Raw genomic sequence first — 20,335 nt, forward strand, 5'->3', positions numbered from 1 at the left:
TGGAATGCGAAGATATTGGAGGATGATATGAAAATAAAAAAAAGAGCCCCTATTCATACACGGGGACTCCATTATGATGCTAACCTGTTCAATCTGCTGAAATATGAAATGCAATAAGCTGTGGGCTGCACAGCTCCCTTCCAGCATGGAACAGATTCGAAGCTATTAACGTGTCGCTTCCACCTTGTTCAATTCCTTGGTTCGCTTCGTATCACGTTCCAGGATGGGTTTTAGGTACTTCCCTGTATAAGACTCGGCCACCTTGACTAAATCCTCAGGCGTTCCGGTAGCGATGATGGTGCCACCGCCGCTGCCGCCTTCCGGACCCAGGTCGATCAGATAGTCCGCTGTCTTAATGACATCGAGATTGTGCTCGATGACAAGGACGGACTCCCCGGAATCCACCAGGCGGTGAAGCACAACGAGCAGACGGTCGATATCGTCCACATGCAGGCCGGTAGTCGGTTCATCCAGAATATACATCGTTTTGCCTGTGCTGCGGCGATACAGCTCGGAAGCCAGCTTCACGCGCTGGGCTTCACCACCGGACAACGTTGTGGCAGGCTGGCCCAAAGTAATATAACCCAGACCGACATCCATCAGCGTCTGCATCTTCCGGTGAATCTTCGGAATGTTCTGGAAGAAATCCGTCGCATTCTCAACGGTCATCTCCAGTACTTCAGCGATGTTCTTGCCTTTATATTTGACTTCGAGCGTTTCGCGGTTGTAGCGTTTGCCCTTACACACTTCGCAAGGCACGTAGATATCCGGCAGGAAGTGCATCTCAATCTTGATAATACCGTCCCCGCGGCAAGCCTCGCAGCGGCCACCCTTCACGTTGAAGCTGAAGCGGCCCTTCTTGTAACCGCGAATCTTCGCTTCATTCGTCTGGGAATAGATATCCCGGATATCGTCGAAGACGCCTGTGTAGGTCGCCGGGTTGGAGCGAGGCGTACGGCCAATCGGAGACTGGTCGATGTCAATGACCTTCTCGATATGCTCCAAACCTTTCATCTCGCGGTATTGCCCCGGACGTACCTTGGCTCTGTTCAAGTCACGAGCAAGTGTCTTGTAGAGGATTTCGTTGACCAGTGTCGACTTGCCTGACCCGGACACACCGGTTACCGCCGTAAAGACGCCAATCGGAATTTTCACGTTAATATTCTTCAGATTGTTCTCTTTCGCGCCTTTAATCTCAAGCCAGCGTCCATCGGTCTTGCGCCGCTTGCTGTTGACCGGAATGAACTTTCGGCCGCTCAGGTACTGGCCCGTCAGAGAGTTAGGGTCGTTCATAATCTCCTTCGGGGTTCCCTCCGCGATGACTTGGCCGCCATGAATACCAGCGCCAGGACCAATATCGATGATATAGTCCGCAGCCATCATGGTGTCCTCGTCATGCTCGACCACAATCAGCGTATTGCCCAGATCCCGCATATGCTCCAGCGTCGAGATCAGGCGGTCATTATCCCGTTGATGCAGCCCGATGCTGGGCTCGTCCAGAATGTACAGCACGCCCATCAGGCTTGATCCGATCTGCGTGGCTAACCGGATCCGCTGCGCTTCCCCACCGGACAGGGTTCCCGCCGAACGACTGAGATTCAGGTAATCCAGACCCACATTGACAAGGAAGCCCAAACGACTGTGAATCTCCTTCAGAATGAGATTTGCGATCTGTTGTTCTTTCTCGCTAAGCTCCAGATGATCGAAGAATTTCAGGGACTCTCCGATCGACAGGCTAGTGACATAGGCCATGTTGCGGTCGTTGACCGTAACGGCCAGGCTTTCCTTCCGGAGACGATGACCTTTACACACATCGCATGGCTTGCTGCTCATATAACCTTCGATGTATTCGCGAATACCCTCGGAATTGGTATCGCGGTAGCGACGTTCCAGGTTCGGAATGATGCCCTCGAAGGTTACATACGCTTCCTTGCGCTGACCGAAGTCATTCTCATAACGGAAGTGAACCTTCTCATTGCCCGTACCGTACAACAGTTTATTCATCTGTTCTTGGCTAAAAGTACTGACCGGCTTGTCCAGCGGAATGCCGAAATGCGCGCAGACCGATTTCAGAAACTGCGGATAATAAGTGGATGTGCCCCCGCTCCATGCGGCAAAGGCACCTTCCTCCACGCTTTTGCTCGTATCCGGTATAAGCAGCTCCGGATCCACAATCATCTCGACGCCCAAGCCGTCACAATCGGGACAAGCACCGAAAGGGGTATTGAAGGAGAACATTCTCGGCGTCAGCTCTTCCATACTGAAACCGCAGATCGGGCAAGCAAAGTTGGAGCTGAACCGCAGCTCCTCCTGACCCATGATATCGACCAGGAGCTGACCGCCTGATAGGTTCAATGCCGTCTCGATCGAATCGGCCAGACGTGCCTCTATATCTTCCTTAACTACGATCCGGTCCACAACCACCTCGATCGTATGCTTTTTGTTCTTCTCGAGCTCGATGCTTTCCGACAGATCGCGCAGCTCTCCATCGACGCGCACCCGAACGAAGCCCTGCTTCGCTATATCGGCGAACAGGCTCTTATGCTCGCCCTTGCGTCCGGAAATGACCGGCGCGAGGATTTGCAGTCTCGTCTTCTCGGGATACTGCATGATGCGGTCTACCATTTGCTCGACCGTCTGGGAGGTAATCTCCACGCCATGCTCCGGACAGTGTGGGTGTCCGATCCGGGCGAACAAGAGACGCAAATAATCATAGATTTCCGTGACGGTACCTACCGTAGAGCGCGGGTTGCGACTCGTGGTTTTCTGGTCAATCGATATCGCCGGCGAGAGGCCTTCAATGGAATCGACATCCGGTTTCTCCATCTGTCCGAGGAACTGGCGTGCATAAGCGGACAAGGATTCCACGTAACGGCGCTGACCCTCGGCATAAATCGTATCGAATGCGAGAGAGGATTTGCCAGAGCCGCTAAGCCCCGTAAGAACGACGAACTTGTCACGCGGTATCGTGACGTCGATATTTTTCAGATTGTGTGCACGAGCGCCTTTGATCACAAGATTTTCAATGGCCAAACGATATCATCTCCTACTCCATATGGCATGCATGTGGTGCTTATACTTTCACAAAGAGAACGACCGCGTAGGCCGTCCCCCCTGTCATTCGTTTCTCCAACATTTATTCGGCTTGCAGCTCCAGCAGCGCATCACGAAGCTCTGCAGCACGCTCGAATTGCAAATTCTTTGCCGCTTCCTTCATCTCGGACTCCAGACGCTGGATCAGATTCTGACGCTCTTTCTTCGACATCTTCTGTCCCTCGCCAACCAGGTAGTCTGCCTTGCCCTCGGCAACCTTTGTTGCTTCGATGACATCGCGGATCTTCTTACGGATCGTTTGCGGTGTAATACCGTGCTTCTCATTATATGCAATCTGGATGCTGCGGCGGCGCTCGGTTTCCTTAATGGCCCGATCCATAGAGTCTGTGATCTTATCACCATACATGATCACTTTACCTTCCGAGTTCCGGGCAGCCCGGCCAATCGTCTGGATAAGAGCGCGGTCCGAGCGGAGGAAACCTTCCTTGTCCGCATCCAGAATCGCAACCAAGGAAACCTCCGGCAGGTCAAGACCCTCCCGTAGAAGGTTAATACCCACCAGCACGTGGAATGTACCAAGCCGCAGATCGCGCAGAATCTGCATCCGTTCCAATGTCTTGATATCGGAGTGCATGTAACGAACCTTGATGCCGATTTCTTTCAGGTAATCAGTCAGGTCCTCTGACATCTTCTTCGTGAGGGTGGTCACGAGCACACGCTCGTCACGTTCCACCCGGTCATGGATCTCGCTAATCAGGTCATCGATCTGCCCTTCTGTCGGGCGCACATCAATGATCGGATCTAATAGACCCGTCGGCCGAATAATCTGCTCGACCATCGTATCACAGTGCTCCATCTCATACGGACCCGGTGTAGCCGACACGTAGATGATCTGATTGACTTTCTCCTCGAATTCCTCGAACTTCAGCGGCCGGTTATCCAGCGCGGACGGCAGGCGGAAGCCGTGATCAACCAACACCGTTTTCCGTGCCCGGTCACCGTTGTACATCGCGCGGATTTGCGGGAGCGTAACGTGCGATTCATCAATGACAAACAACATATCATCCGGGAAATAGTCAAGGAGCGTATATGGCGTAGCACCAGGCTCCCTGAAGGTCAGGGGGCCTGAGTAGTTCTCGATGCCGGAGCAGAATCCGACTTCCTTCATCATCTCGATGTCGTAACGGGTACGCTGCTCCAGGCGCTGCGCTTCCAGCAGCTTGCCTTCCGAGCGCAGCAGTTCAAGGCGTTCCTCCAATTCGCGTTCGATGTTCACGATTGCTACCCGCATCGTCTCTTCACGGGTAACGAAGTGAGACGCCGGGAAGATGGCGATATGCTCGCGTTCCCCAACCAGTTCGCCGGTTAAGACGTCGATCTCCGTGATCCGCTCGATCTCGTCGCCGAACAGCTCGACGCGAACGGCATGCTCCCCCTTCGAGGCAGGGAATATCTCGATCACATCCCCACGGACGCGAAATGTACCGCGAACGAAGTTAATATCGTTCCGCTGGTACTGGATATCAACCAGCCGCGACAAAATCTCATTGCGCGGCTTCTCCATGCCCACCCTGAGTGAAAGCAGCAATTCTCCGTACTCATGCGGCGAACCCAAGCCATATATGCAAGATACGCTCGCCACAATGATGACATCGCGCCGTTCGAACAGCGAACTCGTTGCAGAGTGGCGGAGCTTATCAATCTCTTCATTAATGCTGGAGTCCTTCTCGATATACGTATCAGAGGAAGGGATATAAGCTTCCGGCTGATAGTAATCGTAATAACTCACGAAATAATCCACCGAGTTATTCGGAAAGAATTCCTTAAACTCGCTGGCCAGCTGTGCAGCCAGCGTCTTGTTATGCGCAATGACGAGTGTGGGACGGTTTACCTTGGCGATTGTCTGCGCGATCGTAAACGTCTTACCCGTTCCTGTTGCACCTAGCAGCGTCTGATGTTTTTTCCCTTGGCGGAGTCCTTCGACCAACGCATCAATAGCCGTGGGCTGATCGCCCTGCGGCTGGAATTCAGACTGGATCTCAAAGGATTTGGTACTGACAACTAAATCGCTCATTGCCCTTCATCACCCTCATACTCTAAAATGAAATTCATGCTAAAAGATATGTCGAAACTTCCCGATGATATACTATGGGAAATTAGTGGTGTCTACGTAAAGAATAAGAATATTTGTTCCCGTCTCATTATACCCTTTACGTTTTTTTGATGCAAACAGTTTAATGAAAATTTCAATAAGTTCCAGCGCGAATGTTCCGTGCTTCAACTTATATCGCCCGGCAGCCTTCACATTCCATGTCGGACTAGCTTCAAGCGAACCCATGATCTTCAAATTAACTTCCTTAAGGAGATGATACAGCGTTATGGATATTACAATTATTTTTGGCATTCTCGCCGGTCTGGCCGCGTTGATCGGAGGGTTTTTATGGGAAGGCGGGCATCTGAGCGGCCTGCTGCAAGGAGCGGCTGCGCTTATCGTATTCGGCGGCACCATCGCCGCCGTCATCGTCAGCTTCCCGGCCACCCGGCTCCGCACCATCCCCGCTGCGCTCAAGCTGGCCTTCGGCCGCAGCAACCGTTCAACGGACGAACTGATTGACGCCATTGTTGATATGTCGGTTACGGCCAGAAGAGACGGGGTGCTGGCGCTCGAGCGTATCTCCGCCGATCACGAGGATCCGTTCTTGCGGGAAGGCATGCAGATGGTCGTCGACGGCAACGATCCGGAGATGGTGCGCCAAATCCTGGAGCTCGATATCAATGCCGCCGAGCAGAAGCACGAAGGATATGCCAAGATTTTCGAGTCCGCCGGGGGATATGCTCCTACCATGGGGATCATCGGTACCGTCATGGGATTGATCCACGTGCTGGGCAGTCTGCAAGACCCAACCGATCTCGGACCTTCGATCGCGGTCGCGTTCACCGCTACTTTATACGGCGTCGCAAGTGCCAATATTATCTTTTTGCCCATTGCGTCCAAGATTAAAGCACGTTCCGAAGAAGAAATTGCAAATATGGAGCTGTTGCTCGAAGGAATTATGGCTGTTCAGAACGGAGAGCACCCGCTGTTAGTTCGTAAAAAGCTAGCCTCCTTCGCTTCCGCTGGCACCACGGACATTCCGTCCTCAAGGGGGATTGTGCATGAGACAGCCGAATAGACGGCGCCGTCATCGCAAGCAGGCCGAAGGCGAACAGCGCGACCGCTGGATGATCACCTATGCCGACCTGATTACGCTGCTCCTGATCTTTTTTGTTGTAATGTATGCCATGAGCCGGCTCGATACGGAAAAATACAAACTTGTCACCCAATCCCTGCAAGCCACCTTCCAGAGCGGAGACAGCATCCTGGAGATGGGTTCGGGCATTACCGGCACAGCCGATACGGAGAACCATAAGAACCCTCCACCGCAGCCTGCCGCCAATGAGGAAGAAGAGGATATAGATGCAGGTTCAGAACCGCTAACTGAACGGGAGCTGGCTTTCCGTGCCCAGGAGGAAGAGCTGGCGAACTTTATGGGGCTTATTCAGCAATACGTGAAAGACAACCAGCTCGAAGAGGATATCTTTATCGCGGACGAGCCGCAAGGGATTGCCATTACGTTAAGCGACCGCTTTCTGTTCGATGTCGGCAAGGCCGAGCTTAAACCCGGGGCCGCTCCCGTTCTGGGCAAATTGGCAAGCCTGTTCGGTGATTTAAACACCACCGTGAGCATCGAGGGGCATACGGACAATGTGCCAATCGGACGCTATTCCAGCTACAAGGACAACTGGGAGCTTTCCGGTGCCCGGGCGATGTCGGTACTGCGGTTCTTCCTTGAGAGCAGCAAGCTGGATCCGGAAGGCTTCCAGTATGCAGGTTATGCCGATACGAGGCCAGCCGCGGATAATGCGACTGCTGAAGGCAAGCAGAAGAACCGGCGGGTTGAAATTACGGTGTTACGACAGCTTAAGGAGTAGGAAGATAGCCTCCATGCGGCTCAACCCACTCCACGCCTTGACTTAGAAGAAAATGCCACCCCATCGTCACCAATATGAAATAAGCGCCCGGTAGACTGAATCCATGCATTCAGATCTGACCGGGCGCTTTCGTTTAAAAAAAATGATTCGATTACTAACAACGTTCCTGAGAGATATTAGGTTTCCAACATACTTGTTAAGCTAAGCGCCTTGCCCTGCCCCGCGCTCGCTTGGCCGCAGGACAGCGGAACCGACGGCCAGCAGAATAACCGCCATCAGACTGAGGATGGCTAGCGGCAGTGCGATATCGGATAACGTGCCGCCTGTAGCCGCGATCTCCACCGCCTCAATGGCCCATTTTTGCGGTATGAAGTTGGCGATCTTCTGCATGAATTCCGGCATGATAGCGAGCGGCCAGAAACACCCGCCCAGCATGCAGGTCGGCGTGACGATCATGGAATTAATCATAGCCGCATTTTGCCCGTTCCGGATCAACCCAGCAACCGTACTTGCCAGCCCTAACGATACCATCATAAAGGCCATCAGAATAAGGAAATGCAGCAGTAACGGAATTCCGTAATCATAACGGAGCACATACCGGCTGAGCGCGAGCACGATGATCACCTGCAACGAGCCGACCACCAAGCTGCCCAGAAAATTACCTAAAGCGATCTGATAGGCACGCACCGGTGCAGTGTACATGCGAGACAGCGTTCGCTGTCTGCGGTCATCGATCATCATCGACACAACGCTGGAGATGAGGGTCATTATGAACATCAGGGTAAAGCCTGTTACGTTCGAGAGTCCCGGCTTGGCGTACAGATTCAAATCCGTGACCTCAGTATCCACCCGATTCAGCGCGGATTGCTTGAGCACTTCTTGCAGCATCAACATGCGGTCAACAGCCAGCTCGGAGGTTTCCCGAATCAAAGCAGCCGTGCCGCTCAGACGCGTAACCGCAGAGTCCGCCGTCATTCGTATCATCACCGAAGCTTCCGAAGTTGAAGCCTCATATACCTGAACCGTCGGCCACTGTCCTTCAATCAATCCGTCGCTGAAGCCCTCCGGTATATAAACGCCTACCATGCTTTTATTCTCCACCAGGTCTTCTCTCAACATGTTCTCGGATTCGAACTCCTTGAGTACGTATTGTCCGCTGCGCTCCAGCTCGTTCATCAGATACTGGCCTGCCGGGCCCTCATCCTCATTCACATAAGAGACTAGAATGCTCGCAGCCGAGGTCTGCCCCAACAAAAACACCGTCAAGGTAACAACCACGCAAGGAACCAGCAGGAAGACGATCCAGCCTCTTTTGCGCCCCAGTGTGCGTCTTACCATATGCCAGGCTATGGTTAAGCTATGCATGGTATCCCACCTTTCTGTACGTAATCATGGCTGCAGCCGACAGGGCCGCGGTAATAGCCGCTAGCATACCCAGACAAGTGAGAATCAATTGCACGTCGCTGTTCAGCATCATCCGCAGCATGCTCTGCATGGCCCAATGATTGACGGTGAAGGAAGCGATCTTTTGGAAAAATTCCACGGGAAGCGGCATGAATCCCCCGCTGACAAATGTCATGGCGATAATGATCGCCTGCATCAGCCCCCTGGCTCCTGCCGCCGTTGAGGAGACTAGGGTTATAAACGTGGCAATGGTCATGGACGATAGCGTGATTAAAACGCAGACCATGATGAGCAGCAAAGGGTGAGGCCCCCATTTCACGCCATACAGCCACATGGAACCCAGCACAATGGCTGCTGCCTGTACAAGCGTAATCAGACTGCAGCCGATAATCTTACCGGCAAATACAGTTCCGGGTGTGACCGGTGCGCTTTGCAGGCGATACAGGGTCCGGCTTTCCCGCTCTCCCAGCAGACTGCTGCTTGCCATCTGACCGGAATACAAAAGAAACATGATCAGCATGGAGGCTGCGTAATATTGGGCTGCTGAATACGTGGCTCCTTTCTCGCTTAGTTTCCCGATCGTTACGTTCGGTCCGGACGAGGTTTCAACAGGTGCTGCCGTTTGAGCGGCAAGAACTTTATCTCCGCCCATAACGATAACCTCCGCCTGTTTGTGATTGACATCCGCGATAAAGGTCTTGAAGATGATGTCTGCTACCAGGTTGAGATTACGGTCTCTTCCGGGCAACAATTCAAGCTTCACGTCCGCTCCCTGGCCCATTCGTTCATCAAAGGAAGCGGGAATTATCACCGCATAATCCACCTCGCCCCTGCGCAGCTTTCCTGCAACCTCTTCACGACTGGCTGCCATCTCTTGAACCAGAATGTCCTGTATCTCCGGTGAGCCGGTTAGAGCCTGAACACTCCCCGGCAGCTGGCCTCCGTCCGCAGCATTCACAACAAATCCCACTCTGACCGATGGCTGTTTAAACTCCTGATCGTTGCCAAACCAGCCCGAGAGTGCATTTCCCAATATAAAAATAAGGAGGAGCGGCAGCAAAAACTGGTTAATCAGCACCGATCGGCTGGTAGCCATCCGCTTTAGCTCAAACCAGGCAATAATCATCGTATTCATCTACGGGTATTCCTCCTCCATGAATTCCTCTGCATATGTCCCTTATGATCAATCACGCAGCGTCCGCCCGGTCAGACTGAGAAACAGCGTTTCAAGCCCCGGTTCCTCGCACTCCAGGGAGCGAAGCGTCGTATGCTGTTTACTGCAGATGAACAGAATATCCTGCAGCTCCTCCTGAGCCGACGGTACATAGACCTCAATCTGGTTATCATTCTGCGTGACGCGTCGAACGCGCGGGTGAATGGTCAACTCCTCCACCAATTCCGGTGTGATTCCATCAGCCGTAAGTATGATTTTTTCCTCATGCGCCACGCGTGCCCGAAGCTCCTGCTGCGTCCCGCAGGCGATAACATGACCTTGATCCATAATCGCCACCCGATCACTGATCGCAGCAACTTCCTCCATATAATGACTCGTATAAATTACGGTAGATCCCATGCGGTTCAACGTCTTCACGGATTCCAGGATATGATTTCGGGACTGCGGATCAATCCCTACCGTAGGCTCATCCATAATGATCAGCTTCGGACGGTGTGTGATCGAGCATGCAATATTCAGTCTGCGTTTCATCCCTCCGGAGAAGGTGGACGGCTTTTCCTTCGCCCGATCCTGCAAGCCGACAAACTCCAGCGCCTCTTGCACCCGTTCCTTCAACTGGTGGCCTCGCAGCCCGTACAATTTTGCAAAAAAAACGACATTATCCCAAGCCGACATCTCTTCGTACAGAGCCAGATCCTGCGGCACCAACCCGATTCTCCGCTTCACTTCCAGCGGCTGCTCATCAATCGAGATACCGTCCACCTTAATGCTGCCCTGATCCTTGGGAAGAAGGCCACAGATCATACTGATGGACGTGCTTTTGCCGGCCCCGTTCGGTCCTAGAAGTCCAAAGATTTCCCCTTCGTTCACTTCCAGGTTCATATGATCCACCGACAGCTTGTTTCCATATCTTTTCACGACATCCTTCATCTGCAGAAAGACCGCCATATTCACCATCTCCATTTCTCATATCTCTCGCAACCATTTGTTGATTTCATTCTACCTGGGATATCCGAATTATTAAGGTAGAAGAAGTCACCTTATAGGGTGACGAAAGTCATCTCCTTGCCAAAAACATCCTTGTGATATAATGAAGCCAATCGATTGAACGTTTTGATTTCACTATGGAAAAGGGTCTGATCGCACGTGACATCCCCACTCACCTATCTAAGGTATGGATTAATTCTTCTTCCGGCCGCCGCAGACATCTTTTTGCAGCAGCTCGATGATTACGGGGAATATATGGTGTACATATTGCTGTTTCTGGCGATTACGGTGCTAAGCCGCTTTTTGCCATCGCCTGCTTATCTGAAGGCAGCCGCTCTGCTGGAAATTCCACTATCTCTGTGGCTATGCCATCAATACGGCTTCATGATGGTGTTCCTATCCATCTCTACCCTATGCGTCTATTTGCCCTTATTGCAGCGGCCAGGCAGGCTATGTCTGGCGCTCGGTCACCTTCTGTTGCTCAACTTGGCCATAACCGATTACGATGCCCTGCTGCTGACGACAGCCAATCTTCTGTTTCTGTTCATGGCAGTAACGTTCAACCACATCCATGAAATGCATCAGAAGCAAGTGGATCATATTCAGTTATACGACGAGCTGAAAAGGCTGCATTTCCAGCAGGATGAAGCAGGCAGACAATTGCTGCAATTTGCCCATCAGGTAGAGAGCGCAGCGCAGGCCGAGGAGCGTAACCGCATCTCCCGCCAGCTGCATGACGATATCGGCCACCGCCTGATTCGCATAAAAATGATGATGGAAGCAGCTCTCCATATCGTGCCTCAAGATTCCGGGCGCGGCATGGACATGCTCCATCAAATCCGTGACCAGCTAGGAGAGAGCATGGAGCAGATGCGATCGGCCGTAAAACAAATGAACCCGGTCCGGCGGATTACGGACGACTATTCCCTGGATCGGCTCCTGGAAGAGACCGGCCGGGAGACCGGGATCGAGACCGACCTTATTTTGCAGGGCATCCCCTATCCGCTCTATCCCAGTCAACAGGTGGTGCTGTACAAAAATGCCCGTGAAGCTATCACAAACGCCATCCGCCATGGCGAGGCTAAACGAATCCAAATCATCCTGCATTACGGAGATCAGGACGTCCGGATGGAGGTTTCCAACGATGGCACAGTCCAGGAGCCGGCTGGCCACGAAGCTGCACCAAACCATCAAGGTATCGGAATAAGCAGCATGCTCGAACGAACCCAAGTGGTGGGTGGGACGCTGGAGGTAAGGAGAACCGTACCTTTTACTGTCATCACCCGGCTGCCTGTCTACCAGAAGCGTGAGATTATGTAATTTAACAAGACAAGACGCAGTATCTTATTTTATAGAAAAGGTCGTGGCCATCCATGATATCCGTTTTAATTGTAGATGATGACCCGTTCATTCGGGAAAGCTTGAAATTACTAGTGGGGATGGACCCGGATATCGAAGTATCGGCTGTCGCCGAGCACGGCGAGGAAGCGCTGGCTTTGTTGGAGGAGGGACTTCCTGTCGATGTTGTGCTCATGGACATTCGGATGCCTGTATGTGACGGTGTGGAAGGAACGCGGCGGATTCGTGAACGACATTCGGATGTGCGAGTGCTTATGCTGACTACCTTCGATGATGATGATTATATCGTGGAGGCTCTGCGGAATGGGGCTAGCGGTTATCTGCTGAAGAACATTCCGCCGGACCGCATCATCCAGGGAATCAAAACGGTGCATGACGGTAACATGTTGATTCATCCCGATATCGCCCGCAAGCTGACTGGCATGCTTCGTCCAACGTCGCAGCCCGTCCCTAAAGCTGCTGAGCTGGAACAATTCGGGCTGACCCCGGCCGAGAAGAAAGTCGTCGTCCTTATTGCGGACGGCTTGTCCAATAAGGAAATTGCCGGACAGCTTTACTTAAGCGAAGGCACCGTCAAAAACTATGTCACCGAAATCCTGGGAAAGCTGAATCTTCGGGACCGGACGCAAATCGCCATTTTTTATCTTAAAAAGATGCAGGGTTAACTCCATTCAAAAAATTTCATAGCTTATATAAAAAAAAGCGGGCCCTTGTCCATATAGGACAAAGGCCCGCTTTCAGTATCATGATGAATGGAATCCAGCTTCTTCGGAGCCGCCGGTCGTCTTACTACCGGAAGAACCACGCTTGCTGCGAATATGAAGTTTATTCGCCAGCAGGGTGATCAAGCTTACCGGCTTCAACCCGACCGCTATGCCATCCCTCGGGTCGGGGGCAACGATAGCTCCCAATTGATGATGATCCCCCGCGTAGATTGCACGCTGCAGGAATTTACTCTCCCCTTGATGGTTCTGAACCTCCAGCTTACAGAAGGCCGAATTCTGACGAAGCGCGCTATGCAGCTGTTCCTTACTGTGAATCAGTTTACCGTTCACCTTCAGGATCGTCTCTCCTGCCAGAATGCCAAGTTCGCTTGCCGGACTATTCGGAAGCACTGCGAGAACGCGTAGTCCACGAATCGGATGCACAAAGATGGGACTGCGCTGCTGTTCTTCATAACGGCTGTACCACACCAAGCCCTCATGCAGCAGTAATGCCGCTAATGCAGCCACGATCGTGAGTGGTGTCCACCACTCGGCCAACAGGCTCAATGCCAGCACAATGGCTCCGTAGAATATGAGCCGCTTCGATGTGATGCTTGCCTTCTCCTGCGGGAGCATGCTCTGCGTCATTTCCCCGAAGCCAATCACGACCGGGAGTGCCATCATGGTAAAGCCTGTACTCCAGGCATCACCACCGAAGAATGGCGTCCATGGCAGCACGCTGCCTCCGCTTACAGCCGGAACAAGCAAGAACAAGGGCAAGGGCCAGAAGCTCTGCATGTGATAACCGCCAACGAGCTTGCCACGCTTACCCTCAAGAAACAGCGGTGTAGCAAAACCCGAACCCTGTATCCTGACAAGCAAGGCTTCTGCAAAATGCAAAACGGCGGATAAAGCCAGCAGCGCAGGAATGTCCAATCCATAGATCGTTGTCGTTATGTGACTGACCCAGCCATCCGGCTGCCAATTCGGAAACCAGCCTAATCCAAACTGAATGATCCCGAGAAGACCGATGGAATAGGCAAAGCATAAGTACCGGATATGAAACAGCATCAGGATCAGGGAAGTCACCCATATGCATATGATGGCTTCCAGGCTTAAGGATATTCCCAGGAAGGCTACTACAATGGATACGCCGATTCCTGCCAGCAGCCCGCCCAGAAACGTTCGCCAAGTCTGCAATCCCCAGGAATGCAGCTTCACATGGAACAACTTACGCTCCACCAACACCTGCCTTCGGTAGAACAGCATGACAAACAAAATCGAAATATAATAAAAGGGCTGCGTCAGCAGTTGTATGCCTGCATCTATCCCATACATCAGCAGTTGTTTCAATGTCTCCAACAGCTTGCCACGCTCCTTTCAGCTTCAAGATGCTTCGAAATTTATACTTTCAGATATCTTAAAAGAAAAAAAAGAAGGCTAACGTTCAGCCTTCTTACTTGTTCGACGCCTTGGCGGCGATTTCCTTCCGGACCTCAGCAATTCCGCGATTCATTTGATTATCCTCTTTCGGATCCTGAATCTTCTCAATCAATGCGGCTTCCAATGCCTCGGCTGTAGCGCCGTTAAGGATACCGTCCGCTTTCAGCTTGTGCTTGCTCTGGAAACTCTTAACGGCCTTCTCTGTATTCCGGTCGAAATAGCCATCCGTACGCCCGATCTTATGACCAACCGCTTCAAGCATGATCTGTGCATTCTTCACATCCGTGCTATTCGTGTCGTACGTATAAGTTTTCTTCTTATCGATCGGTGCAACGGTAAAGTATTCTGGCTGTGACACCTGAATATCCGGCTCAATTCCCTTCTCATGGATCCAGGTACCGTTTGGCGTCAACCACTTGGCAATCGTTACTTTCAGCAGGCTTCCATCGCCAAACTGCTTATCAAAGCTCGTTTGCACGGTACCTTTTCCGAAGGAATGCTCTCCCATCAAGGTAGCTCCTGCCGATTGCTGCAGTGCGCCTGCCAAAATTTCGGAAGCGCTGGCGCTGCCCTTGTTCATCAGCACCGTTATCGGATAGGATTTCGCCTCACCGCCCGAAGGATGCTTCTCCCGCTTCTTATTCTTATCCTCTACCTGAACGATCAACTCGCCTTTAGGTACGAACTGCTCTGCAATGTCGATGACAACGGACAGCACGCCGCCTGGATTGTTCCGGACGTCGATCAGCAGTCCCTTCATGCCTTGGCTTTCCAGTTTCTTGAGTTCTTCCTTAAAGCGTTCGCCTGTATTCAGCGAGAATTGGGAGATCTCAATAACACCGATTCCGCCCTTCTCCATCCGTGCCGACACGGTTTCCAGATCGACGTCATCACGAACGATAACATACTCGACAGGCTGCTCAGAGCCTGCACGCTTAATCTGAAGGACGGCCTTGGAACCTTTCGGACCGCGAATCTTGTTGACTGCCGCGTTCAACTCCAGACCCTGCAAAGATTCCCCATTAACTGAGAGGATGGTATCCTTTGCCCGAATCCCGGCTTTATCCGCAGGAGATCCCTTGATCGGGGATACAACAACGACACTGCCATCTACAGAGGATACCTCCGCACCAATCCCTGAGAAGGAGCCCTCAATGCTCTCTTCAAACTGGGCTGCCGTTTCTTTTCCCATATAGTTGGAATATGGATCTTCCAGCGCTTCCATCATCCCGTTGATGGCGCCGTCGATCAGTTTCGACCGATCGATATCCTTGTAATAATTGCTTTCGATGAGGTCAATCGCTGTCCCCAGTTTTTTCGCTTCAGACTGCTCCAGTCCATTCCTGTTTGCTATACTGGCCAGCAGCCCCTCACCGTCTCCGGTCTGACTAGGAGCGGGCAGCTGGGTCAAAGCCATCGTTAACAGCACGCCGCACAGCATGGCAGCTATGACCAGAAAGACAGCCGTTCGTTTTTTCAGCAAGTACTTCACCGCCTTTGTACGTTTCAACTGCTACACATGGGGAATCCCGTCCACCTAGTATATGATTGGCTTGCTGGGAATATTTATACAGCGGTCTGAAGGTTATATGGTATAAGTCCTAAAAGTTTGTTACAGATAAGGCGAAGGATTGACCGGCGATCCATTGATCCGAACCTCAAAATGAAGATGCGGTCCTGTGCTCTGACCCGTGGAACCCACTTCGGCAATCTTCTGCCCTCTGGACACCTTGTCGCCTTCGCTGACTTTAATGCCGCCATTGCGGATATGTCCATACAAGGTCCATACGCCGCCCCCATGATCAACAATAACACAGTTTCCGTAACCGCTCCACCACTCGGCCAATATGACCGTGCCGCTCTCAGCTGCCCGGATCTCAGTCCCCTGTGGTACCGCGAAATCTTGGCCTGTATGCATCTTGCCAGCCTGGCCCGTTACCGGATGAACTCGAGGCCCATAACCCGATGAAAGTCTGGCACCGGAAACCGGGATCGCGAATGGTCCGCCGTTACCTGTGTATCCGCCGCCACCTTTACTTCCACCGAGGGTGGTCGCCTTGGCTCTTTTCGCCGCAGCCGCTTTGGCAGCCGCTGCTTTACGGGCAGCTTCCTCAGCCGCAAGCTTATTCTTTTCCTTCTGCAGATCCGAACGTTTGCTTGCCAGGGCAACCAACATTTTATCCTGCTCTTCGGTCAAGATTTCCGCATCCTCGATATCCTGATCATACTGGGCCAGTAGTATGCGCTTCTCCTGTTCCTTCTCGTTCAGGATACTCTTGCGGTCCTCCATTTGACCATACAGGTCCTTGGCGGTTGCATACTGTCCTTCAAGCTCCTTCTTCTTGTCGATGACCAGCAGCTTGTCCTGCTTATGCTCCACCAGCAAATCCTGGTCCTGGTTAACGATCGTCTTCAAAGAATCCGCACGCTCAATAAAATCGCTGAAGCTGGTCGAGGAGAGCAGCACATCCAGATAAGATACTTGCCCATCCATATAGATGAGGCGAATCCGGGATTCCAACAGCTTCTCACGGGAGGCGATACGCTCCTCCGCCGCTTCAAGTTCTTTGGTCGTTTTTCTCAGCAGATCCTCTGTCTCCTCGATCTTCATGGAGATTTTGGTCAATTCATTGCTGACGATGCTGATCTGCTCCATCACATATTTCAAATTCTTCGTTGTTTTTTTCTTGTAATGCTGAGCTTCTTGTTTATTTTCCGCTGCTTTGTTCTTCTGTGCCCGTGCTTTCTTGACCTGCTCCTGAAGCACTCTCAGCTCTCGATCTACATCGGCTGAAGTCTTCTTCTCGGCTTGTCCGACGGTCGGTTGAATCATAACAGTGGCCAGTAATAAGGCTGCTACTCCTGCGGCGATTTTCTTCAAGTTTCGCTCCCCATCCTTTACCTTGTTTTATACTTTCAAAAATTTACGTATCGACATGGTGCTGCCCCAGATGCCAATGACCATGCCCAGCCCAACGATAATGATGCCGAGCTGCAGCCACAAATCTCCCAGCGGGATTAAGCTCTTTGCCAGCGTCAGATCGGTTTGCGACGCAGCGTACAGACGATTGTAGCCTACAAACAACAGCGTGACCGTCACAATGGAGCCCATCAGGCCGATCATGGCACCTTCCACGAAAAACGGCCAGCGAATGAAGTTGTTGGTCGCGCCGACAAGCTTCATAATGCCGATCTCGCGGCGACGGGCCAAAATAGTAACCCGAATGGTGTTCGAGATCAGGAACATAGACATCAAACCGAGTCCCGCTACGAAAATAAAGCCGATATTCCGCACCGTCTTCGTAATCTTGAACAGAGTTTCGACCGTGCCTTCCCCATACTTGACTCGCAGGATCGGCTCCTCCGTATACTTCTGGTTCAGAGCGGTAATCTTGTCGGCAACAAAACCGACCGTGGTCGGTTCAATAACGGAAACCTCGAATGCATCAGGAAGCGGATTCTGGTCCGCCTCGCTGAAGCCTTCCACCCATTCGGAGCCCAGGCTTTCCTCAAGCTCCTTCATGCCCTCTTCCTTGGACACGAACTTGATGCCGCCGACCTCCGGCATTGCCTCGATTTCACTCTTAATGGTTTCGCGCAGCTTCTTATCCACATTGAGATTTAAGTACGTATTGATTTGCACATTGCTATCTGCTTTATCGGCTAAAGCGTTAACATTCATGACTAATAGCATGAAAACGCCCAGTATAAACAAAGACACTACGATGGAAGTAACCGATGCGACCGACATCCATCCATTCCGGAAAACGCTCTTCGCCCCTTCCCGCAAGTGCCGCAAGAAGGTTCTAAAATTCATACCCGTAATCTCCTCTCTGCTGGTCACGGACGATCTGTCCATGCTCAATCGCAAGAACGCGTTTACGCATGGTGTTCACGATATCCCTGTTGTGGGTAGCCATTACGATGGTGGTTCCCCTGAAATTGATTTCATCCAGCAACTGCATGATGCCCCACGAGGTTTCCGGATCCAGGTTACCTGTAGGCTCGTCCGCAATAATGACGGAGGGGTTATTCACAATCGCTCTGGCGATTGCGATCCGCTGCTGCTCACCCCCGGAGAGTTGGGAAGGTTCGCGGTTCGCCTTGGCTCTCAGGCCCACAAGCTCCAGCACCTCCATGACCCGTCTCTTGATGAGACGCTGCGGCGCTTCAATAACCTCCATGGCAAAAGCTACATTTTCGTAAGCAGTCAGCTTGGGCAGCAGACGATAGTCCTGAAAAATAACCCCGATATTTCGGCGAACATAGGGAATTTTGCGCTGCTTCAGCTTCCCGATATTAAATCCATTAACAGAAATTTGCCCCTTCGTAGGCACTTCTTCTCTATAGATAAGTTTCATAAACGTCGATTTGCCAGCACCTGACGGTCCGACAACATAGACAAATTCATTTCGATTGATTTTGACGGAAACTCCTTGAAGCGCATGAGCGCCGTTCGGATAAGTCTTCCATACGTCCTGCATTTCGATCACTTCATCACTTCCCAATCCTTAATTAGCCATTATACTTTTCGACAGTTTCCATCGAATTCCTTTAAAATCCATGAAAAATCCTCACGACATCGTCTATTGTAACAAAATTGTTACCTTTTGAGTACCCGAAAGTTTAAGCCCACCGTGACATATACATGAAAAAGTGCATGAACTGCGGCCAATACGAAGTTAAGAAGGTGGTTCGAATGAAAAAAATTCATCTTGGTCTCATCATTGTCATCAGTTTCGGTCTTCTCCTCTCCGTCGGCTTCGGTCTATTGACGATGTACGTGAACCAGAAGGAACTCCCGAAGGGGGTCGTTCTCTCCGGTTGGCAGGTAGGCGGTACACCCGCAGACGAGGTGCTGTCAGAGCTGGATCAACGGCTGCAGGCGATGACAGCATTGAAGGTGGAGCTGCAATCGGACACTCTGAAAGGGCACACGGAAAGCTTCACTCTCCGGGAAGCCGGAGTTCAATTCAGCGCTGCCGATTTTCGGGAAGCTATCGCCAGGTTGTCCGAAGGATCATTATGGGATCAGGTTTTTTACCGGCGTAACTTTCAGCTGGAGTGGCATATATCCACGGACTGGGATCGCAATGTGTTAAAAGAGCGGTTGAGCGAAGACTGGCAAAAGGAACGCTTTGGCGAACCCGTCAATGCGGTACGGAGCATATCCGAAGATGACGTTGTCCGGTACACCCCGGAGAAAACGGCATACCGCATCGATTGGCCGGCATTCTATGAAGGGTTCGTCGCTGCGCTTCCGAATGAGTCTCACTTCACCGAGCCGAAATTGGATGAGATCATTACGGTCCAACTGCCTGTCATCCGTCAAAAGCCCCCCGTTACCGTAAAATCGCTGCAGGATGAGGGGATTGAGCGCAAAATCGTCGAATTCTCTACCAGTCTCGGATCCAGCGGGCCTGGACGCGTTCATAACGTGACTGCCGCTGCCAAAGCCGTAGACGGCATGATTCTGAAGCCCGGCGATGAATTCAATTATGCTCATATTATTGATGCCGCGAAGAAGGAGTACGGCTTTGAAGAAGCCCCCGTTATCGTGAACGGCAAGCTGGTTCCCGGGATCGGCGGCGGGATCTGCCAGGTATCCAGCACAGTCTATCATGCCGCTTTGCTCGTCGGGCTGGAAATCACCGAACGGCGCAATCATTCCCTTCCGGTCAGCTACCTGCCCAAGGGGCAGGATGCCACCTTTGCTGAAGGGGTGATCAATTTTCGCTTTCGGAACAATACAGGTAAGCATCTGCTTATTTTATCGGAGGTATCGCACGATAATTTAACACTAAAGATGTTCGGCACCTTCCCGGAAAATACGGAATATGAGCTTGTGTCCACCACCGTTGAAACCTTGCCGTCACCAGAGAAAATCATTCACAATAACTCGCTTCCTCCAGGACTCAAGCAGGTGGTTCAGAACGGGAAGCCAGGCTATGTGGTTGAAACCTACCGAGCCAAGAAAGTAAACGGCAAAGTTGTGGAGAACGTCAAAATATCCAAGGATACCTACCGCCCCCAGAACAGCATCGTTGCCATTAATCCGACGAACGATGTCCAACTGCCTGAAGCGAATGATACCCCGAAAGAGGAAGTGGTTGAGGACGGTATCAGTGCCCCGTAAACCTGAAGACAACATGGAACAGCCCGGATTCGCGATAGAACCGCGAATCCGGGCTGTTTGCCTTGCCGTTATTTCAATGTAATGTATCGACTTTATAGCAGC

The 20,335-nt window shown here is 51.9% G+C and carries 15 protein-coding genes; 5 read left to right on the forward strand and 10 right to left on the reverse strand.

The features are described from left to right. Nucleotides 1–165 precede the first annotated feature (165 nt). Nucleotides 166–3,033 carry an excinuclease ABC subunit UvrA gene (uvrA, locus tag AB4124_RS12370; RefSeq protein WP_441973058.1) on the reverse strand — a complete coding sequence of 956 codons (2,868 nt, stop codon included), beginning with the start codon at nt 3,031–3,033 and terminating at the stop codon, nt 166–168. A gap of 103 nt (nt 3,034–3,136) precedes the next feature. Further along, the gene (gene uvrB / locus AB4124_RS12375; protein WP_076324052.1) at nt 3,137–5,128 is read right to left on the reverse strand and encodes an excinuclease ABC subunit UvrB; all 1,992 of its coding nucleotides are present in this window, start codon (nt 5,126–5,128) and stop codon (nt 3,137–3,139) included. A gap of 304 nt (nt 5,129–5,432) precedes the next feature. Here uvrB and AB4124_RS12380 point away from each other — a divergent pair, with 304 nt between their 5' ends. Then, on the forward strand, nt 5,433–6,227 hold the full coding sequence (locus tag AB4124_RS12380) for a flagellar motor protein (protein WP_430109405.1): 795 nt from the start codon (nt 5,433–5,435) through the stop codon (nt 6,225–6,227). After that, the gene (locus AB4124_RS12385) at nt 6,211–7,026 is read left to right on the forward strand and encodes a flagellar motor protein MotB (protein ID WP_441973059.1); all 816 of its coding nucleotides are present in this window, start codon (nt 6,211–6,213) and stop codon (nt 7,024–7,026) included. The genes AB4124_RS12380 and AB4124_RS12385 overlap by 17 nt, the downstream gene beginning before the upstream one ends. A gap of 201 nt (nt 7,027–7,227) precedes the next feature. On the opposite strand, the gene AB4124_RS12390 is transcribed toward AB4124_RS12385, so the two are convergent. Genes AB4124_RS12390 through AB4124_RS12400 form a run of 3 tightly spaced genes read right to left on the reverse strand, consistent with a single transcriptional unit; the run spans nt 7,228 to nt 10,561 of the window. After that, nucleotides 7,228–8,391, reverse strand: a complete 1,164-nt coding sequence (locus tag AB4124_RS12390; protein ID WP_441973060.1) for an ABC transporter permease — start codon at nt 8,389–8,391, stop codon at nt 7,228–7,230. Continuing rightward, complete coding sequence (locus AB4124_RS12395) at nt 8,384–9,565, reverse strand: ABC transporter permease (protein ID WP_430109399.1); 1,182 nt, start codon at nt 9,563–9,565, stop codon at nt 8,384–8,386. Before AB4124_RS12395 ends, AB4124_RS12390 begins: the two co-directional genes overlap by 8 nt. 48 nt (nt 9,566–9,613) lie before the next feature. Beyond that, a complete protein-coding gene (locus AB4124_RS12400) occupies nt 9,614–10,561 on the reverse strand; it encodes an ABC transporter ATP-binding protein (protein ID WP_339273709.1) in 948 nt (315 codons plus the stop codon). Nucleotides 10,562–10,750: 189 nt separating this feature from the next. Between AB4124_RS12400 and AB4124_RS12405 the strand changes: the two genes are divergently transcribed. Then, the gene (locus AB4124_RS12405) at nt 10,751–11,911 is read left to right on the forward strand and encodes a sensor histidine kinase (RefSeq protein ID WP_441973061.1); all 1,161 of its coding nucleotides are present in this window, start codon (nt 10,751–10,753) and stop codon (nt 11,909–11,911) included. Between the two features lie 53 nt (nt 11,912–11,964). Then, a complete protein-coding gene (locus AB4124_RS12410; protein ID WP_441973062.1) occupies nt 11,965–12,615 on the forward strand; it encodes a response regulator in 651 nt (216 codons plus the stop codon). 78 nt (nt 12,616–12,693) lie between these two features. Here AB4124_RS12410 and AB4124_RS12415 read toward each other — a convergent pair whose 3' ends face one another. From AB4124_RS12415 to ftsE, 5 genes are all read right to left on the reverse strand, one after another. Then, nucleotides 12,694–14,016: a PDZ domain-containing protein gene (locus AB4124_RS12415; RefSeq protein WP_441973063.1), complete on the reverse strand. Its 1,323-nt coding sequence runs from the start codon at nt 14,014–14,016 to the stop codon at nt 12,694–12,696. A 94-nt stretch (nt 14,017–14,110) separates the two neighbouring features. Beyond that, the gene (locus AB4124_RS12420) at nt 14,111–15,580 is read right to left on the reverse strand and encodes a S41 family peptidase (protein ID WP_441973064.1); all 1,470 of its coding nucleotides are present in this window, start codon (nt 15,578–15,580) and stop codon (nt 14,111–14,113) included. Between the two features lie 129 nt (nt 15,581–15,709). Continuing rightward, a complete protein-coding gene (locus AB4124_RS12425) occupies nt 15,710–16,978 on the reverse strand; it encodes a murein hydrolase activator EnvC family protein (protein ID WP_441973065.1) in 1,269 nt (422 codons plus the stop codon). A gap of 27 nt (nt 16,979–17,005) precedes the next feature. After that, the gene (ftsX, locus tag AB4124_RS12430; RefSeq protein WP_076324041.1) at nt 17,006–17,914 is read right to left on the reverse strand and encodes a permease-like cell division protein FtsX; all 909 of its coding nucleotides are present in this window, start codon (nt 17,912–17,914) and stop codon (nt 17,006–17,008) included. Beyond that, entirely contained in the window at nt 17,904–18,590 is a 687-nt protein-coding gene (gene ftsE, locus AB4124_RS12435; RefSeq protein WP_076324040.1) for a cell division ATP-binding protein FtsE, read from the reverse strand. Before ftsE ends, ftsX begins: the two co-directional genes overlap by 11 nt. A gap of 206 nt (nt 18,591–18,796) precedes the next feature. Between ftsE and AB4124_RS12440 the strand changes: the two genes are divergently transcribed. Continuing rightward, nucleotides 18,797–20,233, forward strand: a complete 1,437-nt coding sequence (locus AB4124_RS12440; protein WP_441973066.1) for a VanW family protein — start codon at nt 18,797–18,799, stop codon at nt 20,231–20,233. Nucleotides 20,234–20,335: the final 102 nt, after the last annotated feature.

Source organism: Paenibacillus sp. 2KB_20, assembly GCF_052115765.1.
GTDB lineage: Bacteria > Bacillota > Bacilli > Paenibacillales > Paenibacillaceae > Paenibacillus_AQ.

Bases quoted from the DNA above. Each gene is read 5' to 3' on its own strand.
- AB4124_RS12400 (WP_339273709.1), bottom strand. From the start codon at position 10,561: ATGGTGAATATGGCGGTCTTTCTGCAGATGAAGGATGTCGTGAAAAGA.
- uvrB (WP_076324052.1), bottom strand. From the start codon at position 5,128: ATGAGCGATTTAGTTGTCAGTACCAAATCCTTTGAGATCCAGTCTGAA.
- AB4124_RS12380 (WP_430109405.1), top strand. From the start codon at position 5,433: ATGGATATTACAATTATTTTTGGCATTCTCGCCGGTCTGGCCGCGTTG.
- AB4124_RS12440 (WP_441973066.1), top strand. From the start codon at position 18,797: ATGAAAAAAATTCATCTTGGTCTCATCATTGTCATCAGTTTCGGTCTT.
- AB4124_RS12410 (WP_441973062.1), top strand. From the start codon at position 11,965: ATGATATCCGTTTTAATTGTAGATGATGACCCGTTCATTCGGGAAAGC.
- AB4124_RS12390 (WP_441973060.1), bottom strand. From the start codon at position 8,391: ATGCATAGCTTAACCATAGCCTGGCATATGGTAAGACGCACACTGGGG.
- AB4124_RS12385 (WP_441973059.1), top strand. From the start codon at position 6,211: ATGAGACAGCCGAATAGACGGCGCCGTCATCGCAAGCAGGCCGAAGGC.
- AB4124_RS12395 (WP_430109399.1), bottom strand. From the start codon at position 9,565: ATGAATACGATGATTATTGCCTGGTTTGAGCTAAAGCGGATGGCTACC.
- ftsX (WP_076324041.1), bottom strand. From the start codon at position 17,914: ATGAATTTTAGAACCTTCTTGCGGCACTTGCGGGAAGGGGCGAAGAGC.